The 15,489-nt window shown below is 37.3% G+C and carries 16 protein-coding genes; 11 read left to right on the forward strand and 5 right to left on the reverse strand.

Annotation, left to right across the window (positions count from 1 at the left end):
• The first annotated feature begins 89 nt into the window (after positions 1-89).
• The 10 genes from K3T81_RS03670 (at position 90) to K3T81_RS03715 (ending at position 9,520) form a co-directional block, all read left to right on the forward strand.
• Complete coding sequence (locus K3T81_RS03670; protein WP_238018322.1) at positions 90-452, forward strand: hypothetical protein; 363 nt, start codon at positions 90-92, stop codon at positions 450-452.
• Positions 453-608: 156 nt separating this feature from the next.
• Complete coding sequence (locus K3T81_RS03675; protein WP_238018323.1) at positions 609-1,436, forward strand: alpha/beta fold hydrolase; 828 nt, start codon at positions 609-611, stop codon at positions 1,434-1,436.
• A 553-nt stretch (positions 1,437-1,989) separates the two neighbouring features.
• The gene (locus K3T81_RS03680) at positions 1,990-4,110 is read left to right on the forward strand and encodes a BglG family transcription antiterminator (protein WP_238018324.1); all 2,121 of its coding nucleotides are present in this window, start codon (positions 1,990-1,992) and stop codon (positions 4,108-4,110) included.
• A 27-nt stretch (positions 4,111-4,137) separates the two neighbouring features.
• Positions 4,138-4,578, forward strand: coding sequence for a PTS sugar transporter subunit IIA (locus K3T81_RS03685; RefSeq protein WP_106897739.1), 441 nt, complete (start codon positions 4,138-4,140; stop codon positions 4,576-4,578).
• 6 nt (positions 4,579-4,584) lie between these two features.
• Positions 4,585-4,854 (forward strand): PTS sugar transporter subunit IIB, encoded by a 270-nt coding sequence (locus K3T81_RS03690; protein WP_036576616.1) that lies wholly within the window; start codon positions 4,585-4,587, stop codon positions 4,852-4,854.
• Positions 4,855-4,876: 22 nt separating this feature from the next.
• Positions 4,877-6,172, forward strand: coding sequence for a PTS ascorbate transporter subunit IIC (locus K3T81_RS03695; protein WP_036575836.1), 1,296 nt, complete (start codon positions 4,877-4,879; stop codon positions 6,170-6,172).
• A 71-nt stretch (positions 6,173-6,243) separates the two neighbouring features.
• Positions 6,244-7,236 carry a phosphotriesterase family protein gene (locus K3T81_RS03700; RefSeq protein WP_238018325.1) on the forward strand — a complete coding sequence of 331 codons (993 nt, stop codon included), beginning with the start codon at positions 6,244-6,246 and terminating at the stop codon, positions 7,234-7,236.
• Between the two features lie 69 nt (positions 7,237-7,305).
• Entirely contained in the window at positions 7,306-8,025 is a 720-nt protein-coding gene (locus K3T81_RS03705; protein WP_238018326.1) for a creatininase family protein, read from the forward strand.
• A 50-nt stretch (positions 8,026-8,075) separates the two neighbouring features.
• A complete protein-coding gene (locus K3T81_RS03710) occupies positions 8,076-8,792 on the forward strand; it encodes a KDGP aldolase (protein ID WP_238018327.1) in 717 nt (238 codons plus the stop codon).
• Positions 8,792-9,520: an SIS domain-containing protein gene (locus K3T81_RS03715; protein ID WP_238018328.1), complete on the forward strand. Its 729-nt coding sequence runs from the start codon at positions 8,792-8,794 to the stop codon at positions 9,518-9,520. The genes K3T81_RS03710 and K3T81_RS03715 overlap by 1 nt, the downstream gene beginning before the upstream one ends.
• Positions 9,521-9,748: 228 nt before the next feature.
• Here the strand turns inward: K3T81_RS03715 and K3T81_RS03720 are convergent, their stop codons facing one another.
• From K3T81_RS03720 to K3T81_RS03740, 5 genes are all read right to left on the reverse strand, one after another.
• The gene (locus tag K3T81_RS03720) at positions 9,749-10,444 is read right to left on the reverse strand and encodes an ABC transporter permease (protein ID WP_238018329.1); all 696 of its coding nucleotides are present in this window, start codon (positions 10,442-10,444) and stop codon (positions 9,749-9,751) included.
• On the reverse strand, positions 10,437-11,363 hold the full coding sequence (locus tag K3T81_RS03725) for an ABC transporter ATP-binding protein (RefSeq protein WP_238018331.1): 927 nt from the start codon (positions 11,361-11,363) through the stop codon (positions 10,437-10,439). Before K3T81_RS03725 ends, K3T81_RS03720 begins: the two co-directional genes overlap by 8 nt.
• Positions 11,364-11,447: 84 nt before the next feature.
• On the reverse strand, positions 11,448-12,374 hold the full coding sequence (locus K3T81_RS03730; RefSeq protein ID WP_238018334.1) for a sensor histidine kinase: 927 nt from the start codon (positions 12,372-12,374) through the stop codon (positions 11,448-11,450).
• Complete coding sequence (locus tag K3T81_RS03735; protein ID WP_275949815.1) at positions 12,371-13,072, reverse strand: response regulator transcription factor; 702 nt, start codon at positions 13,070-13,072, stop codon at positions 12,371-12,373. Before K3T81_RS03735 ends, K3T81_RS03730 begins: the two co-directional genes overlap by 4 nt.
• Positions 13,073-13,237: 165 nt before the next feature.
• On the reverse strand, positions 13,238-14,200 hold the full coding sequence (locus K3T81_RS03740; protein ID WP_238018406.1) for a TRM11 family SAM-dependent methyltransferase: 963 nt from the start codon (positions 14,198-14,200) through the stop codon (positions 13,238-13,240).
• 269 nt (positions 14,201-14,469) lie between these two features.
• Here K3T81_RS03740 and K3T81_RS03745 point away from each other — a divergent pair, with 269 nt between their 5' ends.
• Positions 14,470-15,483, forward strand: a complete 1,014-nt coding sequence (locus tag K3T81_RS03745) for a substrate-binding domain-containing protein (protein ID WP_238018336.1) — start codon at positions 14,470-14,472, stop codon at positions 15,481-15,483.
• Positions 15,484-15,489 lie beyond the last annotated feature (6 nt).

Genomic DNA, 15,489 nt, shown 5'->3' on the forward strand with positions numbered 1-15,489 from the left:
GGGGCGGGTTTAAACGTCTGGAGACGAGTGGGTCAGACTTCTACAAGTAATCCCTAAATAAATTACTAGAAAAGAAAGGTGCGTTGTATATGGCGAATGTTAGCCAAGATATTCAAGATATGTCTATTACATCCTTGGAGTCAACTTTTAAAAAACTTTCCAATGCTTATAAAAGCATGACCGAAAAAGGTTCAAATACGACGGTTGTCAAAAAAAGACGCGACGCAGTAAAAGTCGGTTTAGAAAGCCTTAAAGGCACCTGGTATGGGGAAGTGTTTATTTATGACAAAGAAGTCATCATTACTTCTAAAGAGATACTAGAACGTGTCATGCCATCAATCGAGAAACAAATAGCAAATGCAAAAGAAGGAAGTTCACAAAAAACAATAAATGAACGGCGCATAACGGCGCTTAAACTTGCAATTGATTCTTTAGAGAATCGTCTTAAATAATTCTGTTTTGCAGACTAGAGGCCTGACGCTCCTGTTAGACCACTATTTTGTCCTGAAATATTGGAATGTGGTAAAGTTTGTGGGAGAAACCTTGAATAAAGGGTTAGCACATTCTACATAATTTAAGGATTATTATCCAGCTTAGGAGGTAACAACATGACTAAATGGGAACTAACAAAACGATTTGATTCATCATATGGTACGGTTCGTTTTGACGTGGTTGGGCAAGGACCCCCACTCGTATTAGTACATGGAACACCGTGGTCATCATTCAACTGGAGACATATTGTTCCTGCCTTGAGTGAGTGGTACACGGTTTATTATTACGATCTTTTAGGGTATGGCCAATCTGAAAAAAAAGAGGGGCAGGATGTTTCATTAGGTGTTCAAAATGAAATTCTAACGGAGCTGCTTCAATATTGGGAGTTTGACGCTCCAACTATTATTGGGCATGACTTTGGTGGGACAACCGTTTTGAGGGCACATTTATTAAATAAAGTTCCCTTCAATAAAATGATATTAATGGATCCAGTTGCTATTGGACCATGGGGTTCTTCCTTCTTTTCCCATGTGAATGTACACGAAGAGGCATTTAAAGGAGTACCTTCTTTTATACATAAGTCCATCATATCAGCTTATATTGAAGGGGCACAATATAGTAAAATGAGTGAGGAAACAAAAGAGGGGATCATTCAATACTGGTTAGACGAGAGGGGGCAACCCGCGTTTTATAGACAGATTGCCCAAGCAAATCAAACCTACACAGATGAAGTTGAACATCTGTATAGCGAAATTAGCACCCCAACTTTATTATTATGGGGAGAAGAGGATGAGTGGGTCCCAATTGAAAAGGGATATACCTTGCACGAAAAGATAATAGGCTCCCAATTCAAACCTATCCCACATGCGGGTCACTTGGTACAAGAAGAAGCACCCGCTGTTGTATTAGGGCATATTATTAAATTTTTAAATGATACTGTTTGAGCATGCGATCGCCTGCAAAGGACCATTCAATCTGATAAGGTAAAAACACCCGGAATGGGTGTTTTTTTGTGGGAAGAAAAACGCAATAACGATCTATTTAGAATGTGCTTAAGATCATACATACTTCCTAAATCTGCTATAACTTCCTTTCACTACTAAGTTAATAAAATTAAATGCTTTTAAAATCAGCAATACTTATAAATAGTACCAAAACACCATCCATTTCAGAGTTCTCCCTATAATGAATTTCACCAAAAGATCATATTTTGAATTCAATTAATCAAATATAATTAGTATTGTATATTACTTAATCTATGGAATGAGGAATAGCCTATTTGCCATACGGTTCCAATTTACGGTGGAACCGTATGTAAAACTCCTACTGATTTAAGTTTCACTTTATATTACTCAATAGATTTATTAGGTTACTCGACCTTCAGTACAACTTTGCACAATACGATGTGGTTCATTTGGTCTTATTATGTAGGCTATATTTTAATAAAATATAGGTATAGAACATACTACTTATGAACTATTGATTAGGGGGATAAAGATGGATCAACGTAGTATGGCAGTATTAAATCAGTTACTGATTCAAGATTCATACATTACCATTCAAGAACTTGCAACCTTGTTAAATGTATCACGGCGCACGATTTATAGTGACCTTGACAAAATAAATAATTGGCTTAAAGACCATCAATTAGAAGAGGTCAAGCAAGTGAGAGGGCAAGGCATATATATCGATGAACAAACTAAAAAAGATATTACTGCCAAACATTCTTCATCAAGAGCGACGTACTACGAATTCTCTCCTGTAGAAAGAAGGGCTTGGATTTATATACATGTTGTTGGGGAGAAAAAGGCTTACTTTTTAGAGGATATCAGACAAATTTTTGAAGTAAGTCGAAATACAGTCCTAGATGATATTAAGAAGCTTAAAGAAGAAATGAAAACGAACCAGTTATATTTTTATTCTGATCGTAAGACTGGGTACTCGATAAAAGGAAATGAAAACGATATCAGAAGGCTGTTGATCTATTATCTATCTTTGGTTACACCAAAAGAAAGCTGGTACAGCATTTTGTATAATTTACAAAATTCTTCTATCAACATAGAAGACCAGGCTTTTAGACCATATTTAAGCTTTGATCTCTCATTGGTGCATCTACTAAGGCAATTATTACAGAAGCATGAGCAGCGTTTTAGGGTGGAGTTTACTGATGAAGTTTTTAATAATATTGTCGTTTGGTTTCACTTTTTCTTAAAGCGAATAGAGCAAGGGAAATTTGTTGAGGTAGATTTAGTAGAGAAGGAAGTAATAAAAACGACTGATGAATACGCAGGCGTTAAGTCCCTTTGTAACCGCTTATCCGACTCGTTAAATACGGAAATGCCGCCTGATGAAATTTATTATTTTGCCAAGTACCTCCTTAGTGCAAAAGTTAACTATAACTTTAGGCCACAAATGGAAAGTGAGGAAATGAAAGCACTTCTTCAGGTGGTAGAAAAGATGGTCTCCTCTTTTCAGTTACATGCTGCAATTGAATTCCAAGAACCAGAGCAGATGATCCAGAATTTGCTACTACACTTAAAGCCTGCGTACTACCGGATTAAATACGGAATTGAAGTAGAAAATGTTTTGCGGGATTCGGTTAGCCAAAATTATTTTGAGGTCTTTCATCTAACAAAAAAAGTAGTCCATCATTTTGAAGATTTGATTGGTGAACCCATTAATGAAAACGAAATTGCATATATTACAATTCACTTTGGAGGATGGCTTCGTAAGGAAGGGGTGATGCTCGAACAAACTAGGAAGAGAATGCTTATCGTTTGTACGAATGGGCTGGGTACATCGAGGTTATTAGAAAGTCAACTTGAGGGGCTTTTCACTGATGTAGAAACGGTAGGGGTAACCTCCTTAAGAGAGTATGAAAAAATGGATCTAAATGTCGACTTTATTGTGTCGACCATCCAGCTCACCGAAAGAGGAATCCCGGTCATTGTTGTGAATCCTGTATTGGATAATAAAGACAAAGAGCAGCTATTGAAAAAAGTAAACAGTTTGTTTGATCGTACATCAAGAAAACAAGTTTACTCTGTAGAAACAGTCCTGGATATTGTTCAAAGATACGCTACTATCGAGGATAATGAATCCTTATCTAAGGAGCTTCGAAGGTATTTCCAGGCACCTCTTAATGTAGAAAATGAAAGTAAGAAACCGAACTTAAATGAACTTTTACCACCTGAAAGAATTTTGATGAAGAAGCAAGTAGAAGGCTGGGAGAAGGCAATAAAGGTTGCCGCTGAACCTTTGTTGACACAAGGATATATCCAAGAGAGTTATATTATAGAAATGATTAAAAATGTTAAGAGGTCTGGTCCTTATATTGTTATATCCCACCATTTTGCCCTCCCCCATGCGAATCCAGATGATGGGGTAATAAAAACGGGGATGAGCATGCTCCATTTGGAAGAAGCTGTTGACATATTAGGGAAACCTGTACAAATTATAGTTGTTTTGGCTTCACGGGATAACGAACAGCATTTAAAGGCATTGGCGCAGCTAACGAAATTATTTTCTGATAAAGCGACTATGGAATATATGCTGCAAACAACGGATAGACGTGAAGTAAACAAATTCATACAGACATATTCAACGGAGATTAATTAAACAGCAAGGGATAGGTGAGTGAAAGAGATGAGATTTTTAGAAAAAGACATTGTATCAGTTGGTGTAGAAGCAGCGGATGCAGAAGATGCTATTGAAATTGCAGGAGACTTACTGAGGCAAGCTGGACTTGTAGAAAAATCATACATTGAAGCGATGAAGTTTTCCTATCAAAAAAACGGACCTTACTTTGTACTAGCCCCTAGTATTGCCATTCCACATGCACGACCAGAGGATGGGGTAAATGAAGCTTCTGTTTCATTTGTGCAATTAAAGGAACCTGTAGTGTTTGGTCATTCTTCAAACGATCCGGTACGACTTGTGTTTGGGTTAGGGGCATCTTCGAGTGAGGAACATATCACCTTACTTCGAAAATTAACTGGGCTACTCAATGACTCTGCCAATGTTGAAAAATTAACTTCGGCAACAACTTATGAAGAAATAAAAAACATTTTAGAAATGGAGAGATAAGTGATGATGAAAGTACTTACTGTTTGCGGACTAGGTCAGGGAACAAGCCTAATCTTGAAAATGAATGTTGAACAAGCATTAGCAGATAAAGGAATTAGTGCGGAGGTGGAGCATATGGATGTTTCGACTGCTTCAACAATGCAGGCGGATTATATCATTACAAGTAATGAATTAGCAGAAAGCCTTGTGGAGCATAGCGCAAAAGTCTTCATAGTGAATAACTATTTTGATATGGAAGAAATAAACAATGCAATAGATGAGAACATCGAAAGTTAAATTAACCAGGGGGGAAACGTAAATGGATGCTATTTTTTGGGTTGCAACGAATATTTTTGGGCAAGCCGCGATTCTACTAGGTTTCATCGTTCTATTAGGATTACTACTACAGAAAAAAACGGCGAGTCAGGTAATTAGCGGTACGTTTAAAGCCATTATTGGTTTTTTAATCATAAGTGCTGGTTCCACCGTAATCACAGGTGCCTTGACTGTTTTTGAACCGTTGTGGAAAGAAGTTTTTAATCTTTCGGCAGAGCCGCTTGGTGATTTCATGGGCCAAGAAGCATTTAACGCGAAGTATGGTAGTGCAGTTACTTTAGCAATGACGTTAGGATTTGTTATTAATGTTTTACTAGCTAGGTTTACTAGATTTAAATATATTTATTTAACTGGTCATATGATGTTCTGGACAACCACCATTTTCGCTGGAATTGTTGTTCAAACTGCTGGAGATGTCTCCTTCGGTAAACTCGTTATATTCTTAGCCGTGTTTATGGGGTTATATTGGACACTTCAGCCTGCTATAACCCAGCCTTTTATGAGGAAGATCATGGGAAATGATAATATCGCACTTGGACATACATCAGCGTCTGTATCCTTATTAGCTGCTTTGGCTGGTAAGTATTTAGGTAATAAAGAAAATGATTCTGAGAAAATCAAACTACCAAAAGGGTTAGAATTTTTAAGAGATTCAAACGTTATTACAGCATTGACAATGGGACTATTATTCTTAGTCGGAGCAATTATTATTTCCTTTAAGGACACACCAGGAGCTCAGGCGCTAGTAGATGCTGCAGGAGATCAAAACTTTATTGTTTATTCTATCATACAGTCATTCACATTTGCTGCAGGTATTGCAGTTGTGTTACTAGGTGTGCGTATGTTCATTGGGGAGATGGTTCCTGCCTTTAAGGGAATTGCAACGAAAATTGTACCTGGTGCGAAACCAGCGCTAGATAGCCCAGTTGTCTTCCCTTTTGCACCAAACGCAGTAATCCTAGGATTCTTGGGATCATTCGTTGGGGCAATAATTTGGTTGGTGATATTAGGGAATACAGTTAGCTATGTGTTTGTACCAACGATGATTGTGCTATTCTTCCACTCTGCTACTGCAGGGGTATTCGGAAATGCCACAGGTGGGGTAAGAGGTGCCATCATGGGTGGTTTCATTACATCCACTGTCGTAGCATGGGGACAATTTGTAATGGTGAAGATGCTTTTACCTGGTACAGTACCAGATACAGCAATGTGGGCAGCAGATTCCGATATGTTCATCTTAGGTCCAATCATCCGATTTTTAGCACAATTGTTTTTCTAGATTAAGAGGGTTAGGGGATGTATGTCCCCTTTTTTAAGTTTAATTAATAAATTATATCAGGGGTGATTTCAATGAGTTTTATTAGAACATTTCACGGCGATATAGAGCCATCAAAATTAGGTTTTACCTATTCACACGAACATATTGTATGTCGTCCACCGTATTGGGTTGAACAAGAGAAAGACGACCTGCTTTTAGATGATAAACAAAAATCCAAACTGGACGTCCAAGATTTCAAAAATCTCGGCGGACAGGCGATTGTTGATGCCACGGCAGTCGACTATGGGCGTGACGTGCAAGCAGTCAAAGAGATTGCAGAAGAAACTGGCATTACGATTATTGGGACTGCAGGATTTAACAAGAGTTTTCTATGGGATGCCCCAATCCCTGAACATGTTAAAAGACTAACAGGTGACTATGATAGGTATTCTGAATGGATAGAGGCAAAATCAATTAACGAGCTAGCTGATTTCGTAATCCGTGAAGTGGAAGAGGGACTTGAAGGTACGACTATACGGGGAGGACAGGTGAAATTTGGTACAGGCTATAACAGGATAACACCATTAGAGGAAAAAACATTACGCGCGGTAGCAAGAGCACACCATGAAACAAAGGCGCCTTTGCACTCTCATACAGAAGCAGGAACAATGGGGCTTGAACAAATTGAATTACTAAAGAGTGAAGGTATAGATTTAGAATATATTAGTTTCGGCCATATGGATCGGAACCCCGATCCTTATTATCATGAGAAAGTAGCCCAAACTGGTGCATTATTATCTTTTGATGGTATTTCGAAAATTAAATATGCACCAGAAAGCACCCGAATTCAATGTATCTTAGAACTTGTTAAAAAGGGATATGAGGATCAGATTTTAGTAAGTGGTGACACAGCAAGAAAGTCTTACTATAAACATTATGACCATGGATTAGGCTTGGAGTATATTATTGGCAAATGGGTTCCACGATTCATTGATGAAGCAAATCAAAATGGCTTTGATGGTGCAAAGTTAATTAATAAGTTTTTCATCCAAAACCCTGCACGTTGCTTCACATTTAAAAAATAGGTTGAAAGGCATTGTAACGGCCTTACATTTCTACCTTGAAAAATTTTTAATAAATTGGATGGTGATAAAATGGAATTCCAATATGAAACTTCGTTTGACGTAAAAGAAAAAATTAATCAATCAAAAGTTGCTATCTTACCAGTTGGTGCGGTAGAGGCACATGGCCCGCATTTACCACTGGGGACGGATAATTTTCTTGCGGAGCGGCTCTCCCACAAATTGGCGGAACGAACAAAGGCTCTTGTATTACCAACTTTACCTTATGGACAAGTATGGAGCCTACGCAATTTTCCTGGAAGTATTAATATAAAAAATAATTCCATGATTGCTTTTCTCGTTGATATTGGAGAAAGTCTATATAAACAAGGCTTCAAAACATTTGTTATGGTAAATGGCCATTTAGGGAATCAAACGGCATTAAAAGAAGCGGCACGTGTGTTGTATGAATCGTGCCCAGAAATGCGGGTGATTTATTTCTTTTATCCTGGTATGAACAATGCTGCAGCTGAAGTGAGAGAAAAAAGCTCCACTCACAATACTTACTTCCACGCATGTGAAATTGAAACATCGTTCATGCTTTACCTTGCACCTGAATTGGTAAACATGGAAAAGGCACTTACAGATATACCAACTATTCCTCAGCATGCAGATTTCACTCCTACACCTTGGGAGGATTTTACAGAAACAGCTGTATTAGGAGATGCAAGCCTAGCTACGAAACAAAAAGGCGAACATATTATTAATACAGCTTTGGAGAATATGGTCAAAATCATGAAAGACCTAAAATAATATTAGATAACATATGGAATTAGTATGAAATAGTAAAGGTGTGACACGCCATGAAAGAAAAACTTTATGATAAATTTCTATTCAATTTTTTAGCGAATGACCGAGAGAATGCTGAGGCAATAATAGAAGCTGGATCAGGTTGTGTAGTACCAGGCATTGTATCAGATAAATTTGATACTGTCGACGCGGCTGTAAAGAAGGTAGAGGAATTAAAATCTATTACGAATACGGTGAGTATCGGCCTCGGTGGTGGTGGAAATCCTGCTAATTGGAAAAAGGTCTTAGACATAGCGGTTGCCTCAAGCCCAGGCCATATCAACCAGCCATTTGAAACGGCATCCTATGCGAGACGCTATCTTGATAGAAAAGGTGCTTCAGCTCAATTAGTCAATGCACTTATTCAACCAACAGGAGAAGTAGGGAAGATTAAATTAGCTGTTTCACAACAAGTAATGCAAGTCGAGGAATTTATTGAAGTAGCAAGAGGATATGGGATTGAGAGTATAAAAATGATGCCAATTAAGGGTACGCAACACTTAGAAGAATTAGTATATCTAACGAGAGTGGCTGCTGCAGAAGGGATTCGCGGTGTTGAACCTGCAGGTGGAATCGATGTAAACAACATAAAAGCGATTTTTACAGCAATTAAAGATATCGATATTGATTTCTTTATGCCACATATCTTTGGATCAACGATTGACAAAAGTACTGGAGCTACAATTCCAGCCAAAGTATCGGAGATTCTAGCAGAAGTGGAGGGATTATAATGATTGATAAATATTTCAGTAAAATCGCGAATTTACTCGCCATTGTAGAAAAAGAAGAACTGGAAGGAATGTCTCTTGCTGCAAAAAAAGTTGCGGAAGTCATACAAAATGGTGGGGTTGTCCATTTATTTGGGTGCGGCCATTCACATATTTTAACAGAAGAAGTCTATTATCGTGCAGGTGGTCTAGTTCCAATTCACCCTGTTTTACATGAACCTTTAATGCTTCATGAAGGTGCTGTTCGTTCTTCTGCTTTTGAAAGAAAGAATGACTATGCAAAAACATTTATGGAGTCTCAGGATATTCGAAACAGTGATCTCATTATCGTTATCTCTACGTCAGGAAGAAATCCGGTCCCAGTAGACGTAGCAAAAATTGCTAAAAGTAAAGGAGCTTTTGTTATTGGTATAACTTCGATTTCATATTCTTCTAGCCAACCTTCGCGGCATACTAGTGAACTGCACTTATTCGATGCTGTGGATCTAGTAATTGACAATCATGCTCCGGTTGGAGATGCACTCTTATCTCATGACAAAGTAGATGTTAACTTTTCTCCTAGCTCTACGGTAATTGGGTCTACTATATTAAATGCGATTTTTGCAGAATCTATTAAACAAATGGCAGACAATAACTTTGAACCACCAGTCTTTCTAAGTGGCAACATAGAAGGTGCAGATGAACATAATCAGTTATTAATCGATAAATATAAGGATCGGGTAAAGCTTTAGATGACTTAGAGTAACAACATTTTATGTGTGAAAAAACACCTAAAGAAGTTTGATTGAGTAATTAAGTAGAATTAGAGTGATGGATGGCGAATATGCTCTAATTCTACTTAATAAGTAAAAACTTATCTGTGTAGTTTTAAATTGCTAACTTAAACCTCTAAATTGAAAACTGAGAAATAATTATATTATTCTTATCAGTTACGACCGAACTTAATATCCTCCTCAGACTTAAAAATCCCTTTTTACTACTCTACTTATCACTAGATTCGCTACAACAAAACCAATGATCCCTAGCATAATTGGTATTATGGTATAAGAAAACAGGTTAGCTCCGATCCCACTTTCAAAAGAGGAAGATAAGATTGCGATAATAAGAATAGAAGAAGTAATCGTTGCTGGAACAGAATATTTAATCATCCCAAAAAATAAAGGAATTAAAGACATTCCAGCACATGCCACTGCTGTAACAATTAAGTGAATTATCTTATCAGCTAAGAGATCTGTCGGTAAAGGTACCGTAATAGGGGCATACATATTATTAATCGCGGAAAAACTGGAAAACACAATGATCTCTGACATGATAACAAATAAAAATGTTAACATACTTATAACTAGTACCTTTGCCAAAAGAAGCTTCTTCCTATTGATTGGATACATGAATAACACCAAGATGGTTTTATTCTTAAACTCTTCGATTATCAAGTTAGAAAGCAATACAGATGCATTGATTACAAATGCCGCTACAACTAATAATTCAATCAACCTCATAACATCTTCGGGGCTTGCAAGGAACTCTGTAGCAGCCTCTGAATCTAAACCAAGCAATAAGAGAATCCCGATAATTCCCACATTTATCAACATAAAATTTAATAAGACACTACCACTATTCATTCTTCTTATTTCCAACTTGATAAGATTAAGCATGGTTATTGCCTCCTCCTATTCGTTGTAAGAAATATTCTTCAAGTGATTGATTTTTCTTCTTTATAGCACCAATTTCTATCTCGTTGCGAACCATAGCCTGGATAATGTCATTTTGAGAAAGATGATGATCATAGATTTTTATTAAACCCTCTTTTTCTATCACTCGGAAGTTAACCAGTTTCAATTCATTTTCCAGAACAAAAGCAGCTTTTGAATAGTTGGTTACAAATAACTCCGTATGATCTGTATGTTTGCTGCGGATCTTATCCATTGAAGCCTCTTCTATCAGTTTGCCTTCACGGATCACACCTATTGTATCGGCAATTTGCTCGATTTCCCCAAGAATATGGCTAGAGATCAACAGGGTAATTCCGTATTGTCTGCTGAGCTTCAAAAACAAATCGCGTAATTCGTGCATCCCAACAGGGTCTAATCCATTCACTGGTTCATCTAATATAAGTAAATCTGGTTTCGTTATGATTGCTCTTGCAATACCGAGCCTTTGTTTCATACCAAGCGAAAACTCTTTCACGGGTTTTTCTTCAATGTTGACTAAATTTACTAGCTTCAATGCCTCAGGAATAGCCTTTTTATTATAGTACCCCATGTATTCGCAATGCAGCTCTAGGTTTTTTTTAGCAGAGAGTTTTTCATAAAAAATGGGGTATTCAATAATGCTTCCCATTCTTTTTAATAGTTCATAAGAGGTGGAGTGTAATTTTTCTCCTAATACCTCTATTTCTCCTCCTGTTGGATTAACAAGATTGGTTATCATTTTCATAATCGTTGTTTTCCCTGCACCGTTTGGGCCAAGAAAACCATAAATCTCACCACGTCGGACATTCATATTTATATCTGAAACAACTTCTTCCTTCTTATAAGCCTTTGTTAACTGGTAGGTTCTAAGAATATAGGTCATACAACAACTTCCTTTCTTAACGTAACTTCACTATATCAAAGGAAACTGTCGTTTTTATTACTGAATCCTTACTATTTTCTTAAGTTATTTTTTGAATTTAATTGTGAAGACCGTCTGCTTAAAAGGAACGCTGGAAAATTCAATATGCCCGTGCATCCGTTCCGTTAATCGTTTTGCAATGGTTAGCCCTAGGCCACTTCCTTCTACGGAAGAGCTTCTTGAATCCTCCAAGGTGTACAATCGTTCAAAGATTTGGTTCGTTTCTGTTTCTTTTATCCCTTTTCCTCTATCCAAAATGTCGATAAACACATGCTCGCTATCTTGACGCAAGGTTAGGCCGACTACTTTTCCGTCCTTCCCATATCGAATGGCATTTGATAATAAATTCTCCAAAACACGGGTAATGGCATCTGCATCTGCATAAAGAAAAATAGACTCCTTTGGTATATCAATTAATACGTCAAAGCCTTTGGTGGTTAACGTATCATAATAGACGAGTATTGTTTTTCTGCATACCTCATTTATATGTATCTTACTCATTTCCAGCTGCCAGTCATCTGATTCAAGCTTTGCTAAATCAAAAAATTTATTCATTAGACTGGCTACTTCAATTACTTTTTCATTCACCGTGGCCAAAAGAGCAGCTCGTTCTTCAGGAGTGATCTCCTTATTATGCTGTATTGTCTCAATATATCCTAAAATAACAGTAAGTGGTGTCTTTAAGTCATGTGAAACATTTGTAAGCATGCGATTCATTGACGTTCTCACACGAGCAACTTCAGCCGTGTATTCCTGATGGTAATCAAGCAAATAATTAATTTCAATTAACAGCTCTCTTATCTGCTTTTTATCAGTAAATAATAACAACCGTTCAGCTGACTCATCCGAAATAATACTGTTCAGCTTTTTAGAAATATACGAGAGATTTTGGTTGATTTGCTTCTTTACTCTATAAAACCGATAAACTATTAATAACAGGAGAAGTAGAAGAACAGATAAAGCATATATCATGGGTTTATCTCCATTTTGTAACCAATCCCCCATATTGTCTTTATGTGTTTAGGGGAAGAAGGATCATCTTCAATTTTTCCCCTAAGTCTACGAATATGGACGTTTATAACATTATCATCTCCGTAATACGTTTCCCTCCATACACTTTCAAAAAGTTGACCTTTCGTAAATACTTGGTTTGGATTCGTCGCTAGTAAACGCAATATCTGAAATTCCTTTGCAGTCAAATTCATTTCCTCTCCATTTTTTAATACGGAAAAGTTATTCAGATTGATTTCAAGATTAGACACCTTCACTACCTGATCATGATTATCCGGGTTCGATTGACTATATTGCGTTGATCGCCGTAATGCAGCCTTGACCCTGGCTGTCATTTCTATAAGCGAAAACGGTTTTCCTATATAATCATCTGCCCCAAAACCAAGTCCAAGGGCTTTATCAAGATCGCTATCTTTAGCAGACATAATCAAGATAGGGAGCAGGCTGTCCTTCCTGATATCCTGTAAAATATCTAATCCGTTAGAAGAAGGTAACATTAAATCAAGTATCACCAAATCAAATACTTCTCCTGAAAAGAGTTTCATTGCTTCTTCGCCATCAAATGCCGATGTGATCCTAAATCCTTCTTTTTTTAAATGGTTCGAAACCATTTCATGGATTTGCTTATCATCTTCAACGAGCAATATTGATTCACCCATGTCTTCACTTCTTTCTATATAGAGATATGGTTTACTATTAACGGAGGCAGGAAGGAGGTAGAGTTAGAGGGTAGTCAATTGCCTAGTAGAAGCAAAAGTTCTTGAGGGATATATAGAAGGAGGACTGATTTAGGTACTCCTATTATCAGAGCACATCGCCTCCTGCTATTCACACACAATTACCTGCCGTGAGAAAAGCTTCTTTACCCCCTTATGAGCAACACATCGATCGACTATCTTAAAACCAGCCATCAATATCATCTCGTCCATGTCTTCGATTGTAAGAATCACGACTCTCTTCGCTATTCTTTTTGCGTGCTTGATAATAACGAACTGCTCTTCCGGAGTAGCACTGGAGTAAATGTTGTAAGGCATATCAATGATTGCCACATCATAATGGCCTTCTTCCTCGGCAATATCTTGTACTTTCACTCGTCCGTCATAGTTAAAATAAGAGATATTTTCCCTGGATCCCTTTACTACTAATGGATTGCGGTCAGAACCAACAATCTGGATCCCCATGGAGAGTGCTTCGACAAGTACCGTTCCTATTCCACAGCAAGGATCGATTACGCGGACACCTGATGGGTATGGAACTGCTATATTTACAACAGCTCTGGCCAAACGTGTGCTTATTGCAGTCGAGTATTCTTGAGGTTTCTTCACATGATGGAGCCATACGGACTCGCTTTCTTGGTAAGTCCCAAAGTACCACCGCCCTTTAAACGGTACAATACCGAAAAGGATATCAGGATTTTTCATCTGCGCCTCTCCGATGATATTCCATCCAATCTCTTTTTCAATAATCCGACGTTCTGCATATTCTATTTTTTGTTCATTGGATAGGTCATTTATTTTTATGTAGAGTACCTTAAAGGTTTGGTCACTAAGCTCGATTTGATGAACCTGTTTAGCGATTTCCTGAACAGATTTGCCAGAGAAAAGAATTGAGAGTCTTCCCTTTATAAATGGACTCCTGCTAGGATCGATGTTTCTTGTGCTTTTTATCAGGTTATCAGCTTCTTCTCCGAAGAGAGCCCTTTGTTCTAATGCACTGAGAGATTTTTCTTCGAGACCATGTGTGCAGGTGTATATGTATTCTGATGTTTGCGAGTTAAGTTTTGTCATAATTTGTGTATTAGCCCTTCTTCGATCAATAATCAATCCATTACTATTCAATCTATTATATCTTATATAAACCATTATAACGAAAAAAGTAATAGGTTATGTAAAGATGTCGCTCCGCTCGTTTGCGAATGCATGAAAGTTACCGACAGCTTCCAGCATATAAAATAGAAGTTTCAGATAAAAAGGGTTGAAATTGTAAGGGGTTTCAAATATAATTTACTTAAACCGATTTACTAAACCGGTTTACTACATACATGGAGGGGGCATTTATGAAAAAATCTACGATGGCTGATGTTGCAAAGTTAGCAGGAATTTCTAAAAGTACGGTATCACAGTATATAAATAATCGTTTTACATATATGTCGGAGCCTACAAAAGAACGGATTAAGAATGCCATCGAAGAGCTCCAGTATGTGCCGAACTTTACCGCTAAAAGTCTGAAACAAAAGAAGACTCGGACGATCGGTGTTATCGTCGCAAATATTTTACATTCTTTCACCACGGAAGTTATTCGTGCTATAGAAGATGAATGTGAGCGAAACAATTTTCAACTCATTGTTTGTAATGCAGACGACAATTCAGCAAAAGAAAGAAAGTACATTGATATTTTATTAGCTAAGCAAGTAGATGGTTTAATCATTTTTCCGACTACAGGCAATTTTGATTACTATCAGTATTTAAAGGAATTGCAATTCCCGGTCGTTTTCATAGATAGAAAGGTAGATGGAAATATATATCCAACCTTCTTGTTAGATAATGATGCAGCAGCAGAAATTGCAGTAGAGTCCTTTTATCAAAATGGGATACAAGAAGCAGGTATTGTATTACCGCCTCTAAAGAAAAACATGACACCACGTGAAGAACGACTAGAAGGATTTAGGAAAGCATTAGCCAGGAGAGGTATTCAACTCAAAGAAGATTGGATTGTAGAAGGGAATAGCCAAAAAGTCTCCGAGCATCTAAAAACGTTATATAGAAATAATGATTTGCCTAAAGGGTTCTTTACAGTGAATGATGTTTCTTTAATAGAGTTACTAAAATTTCTAAAAAGTAAGCGCTTAAAAATACCACGTGATATAAATGTGATCACGATTGATTTCTCTGTTTATTTGGATTTATTGAATCCACCTATCACGATAATAAAACAACCAACTGTAGAAATAGGTGTTGAAGCAGCAAGTTGTTTACTGAAAGAGATTCAGGAAGAAGAACGGAAACAAGAATATGAATTAAGAAGATTCACCCCAGTTACCCACATAGAAAGCGAACAGATAAAGAAGTAAGCTTGC

The sequence above is a fragment of the Oceanobacillus jordanicus genome (genome assembly GCF_022095695.1).
Lineage (GTDB): Bacteria > Bacillota > Bacilli > Bacillales > Amphibacillaceae > Oceanobacillus_B > Oceanobacillus_B jordanicus.

What these genes read in the sequence shown, in the direction of transcription:
- K3T81_RS03745 (WP_238018336.1), top strand. Translation starts at nt 14,470, where the DNA reads ATGAAAAAATCTACGATGGCTGATGTTGCAAAGTTAGCAGGAATTTCT.
- K3T81_RS03680 (WP_238018324.1), top strand. Translation starts at nt 1,990, where the DNA reads ATGGATCAACGTAGTATGGCAGTATTAAATCAGTTACTGATTCAAGAT.
- K3T81_RS03700 (WP_238018325.1), top strand. Translation starts at nt 6,244, where the DNA reads ATGAGTTTTATTAGAACATTTCACGGCGATATAGAGCCATCAAAATTA.
- K3T81_RS03690 (WP_036576616.1), top strand. Translation starts at nt 4,585, where the DNA reads ATGAAAGTACTTACTGTTTGCGGACTAGGTCAGGGAACAAGCCTAATC.
- K3T81_RS03725 (WP_238018331.1), bottom strand. Translation starts at nt 11,363, where the DNA reads ATGACCTATATTCTTAGAACCTACCAGTTAACAAAGGCTTATAAGAAG.
- K3T81_RS03695 (WP_036575836.1), top strand. Translation starts at nt 4,877, where the DNA reads ATGGATGCTATTTTTTGGGTTGCAACGAATATTTTTGGGCAAGCCGCG.
- K3T81_RS03715 (WP_238018328.1), top strand. Translation starts at nt 8,792, where the DNA reads ATGATTGATAAATATTTCAGTAAAATCGCGAATTTACTCGCCATTGTA.
- K3T81_RS03730 (WP_238018334.1), bottom strand. Translation starts at nt 12,374, where the DNA reads ATGATATATGCTTTATCTGTTCTTCTACTTCTCCTGTTATTAATAGTT.
- K3T81_RS03735 (WP_275949815.1), bottom strand. Translation starts at nt 13,072, where the DNA reads ATGGGTGAATCAATATTGCTCGTTGAAGATGATAAGCAAATCCATGAA.
- K3T81_RS03685 (WP_106897739.1), top strand. Translation starts at nt 4,138, where the DNA reads ATGAGATTTTTAGAAAAAGACATTGTATCAGTTGGTGTAGAAGCAGCG.
- K3T81_RS03705 (WP_238018326.1), top strand. Translation starts at nt 7,306, where the DNA reads ATGGAATTCCAATATGAAACTTCGTTTGACGTAAAAGAAAAAATTAAT.
- K3T81_RS03720 (WP_238018329.1), bottom strand. Translation starts at nt 10,444, where the DNA reads ATGCTTAATCTTATCAAGTTGGAAATAAGAAGAATGAATAGTGGTAGT.
- K3T81_RS03675 (WP_238018323.1), top strand. Translation starts at nt 609, where the DNA reads ATGACTAAATGGGAACTAACAAAACGATTTGATTCATCATATGGTACG.
- K3T81_RS03670 (WP_238018322.1), top strand. Translation starts at nt 90, where the DNA reads ATGGCGAATGTTAGCCAAGATATTCAAGATATGTCTATTACATCCTTG.
- K3T81_RS03710 (WP_238018327.1), top strand. Translation starts at nt 8,076, where the DNA reads ATGAAAGAAAAACTTTATGATAAATTTCTATTCAATTTTTTAGCGAAT.
- K3T81_RS03740 (WP_238018406.1), bottom strand. Translation starts at nt 14,200, where the DNA reads ATGACAAAACTTAACTCGCAAACATCAGAATACATATACACCTGCACA.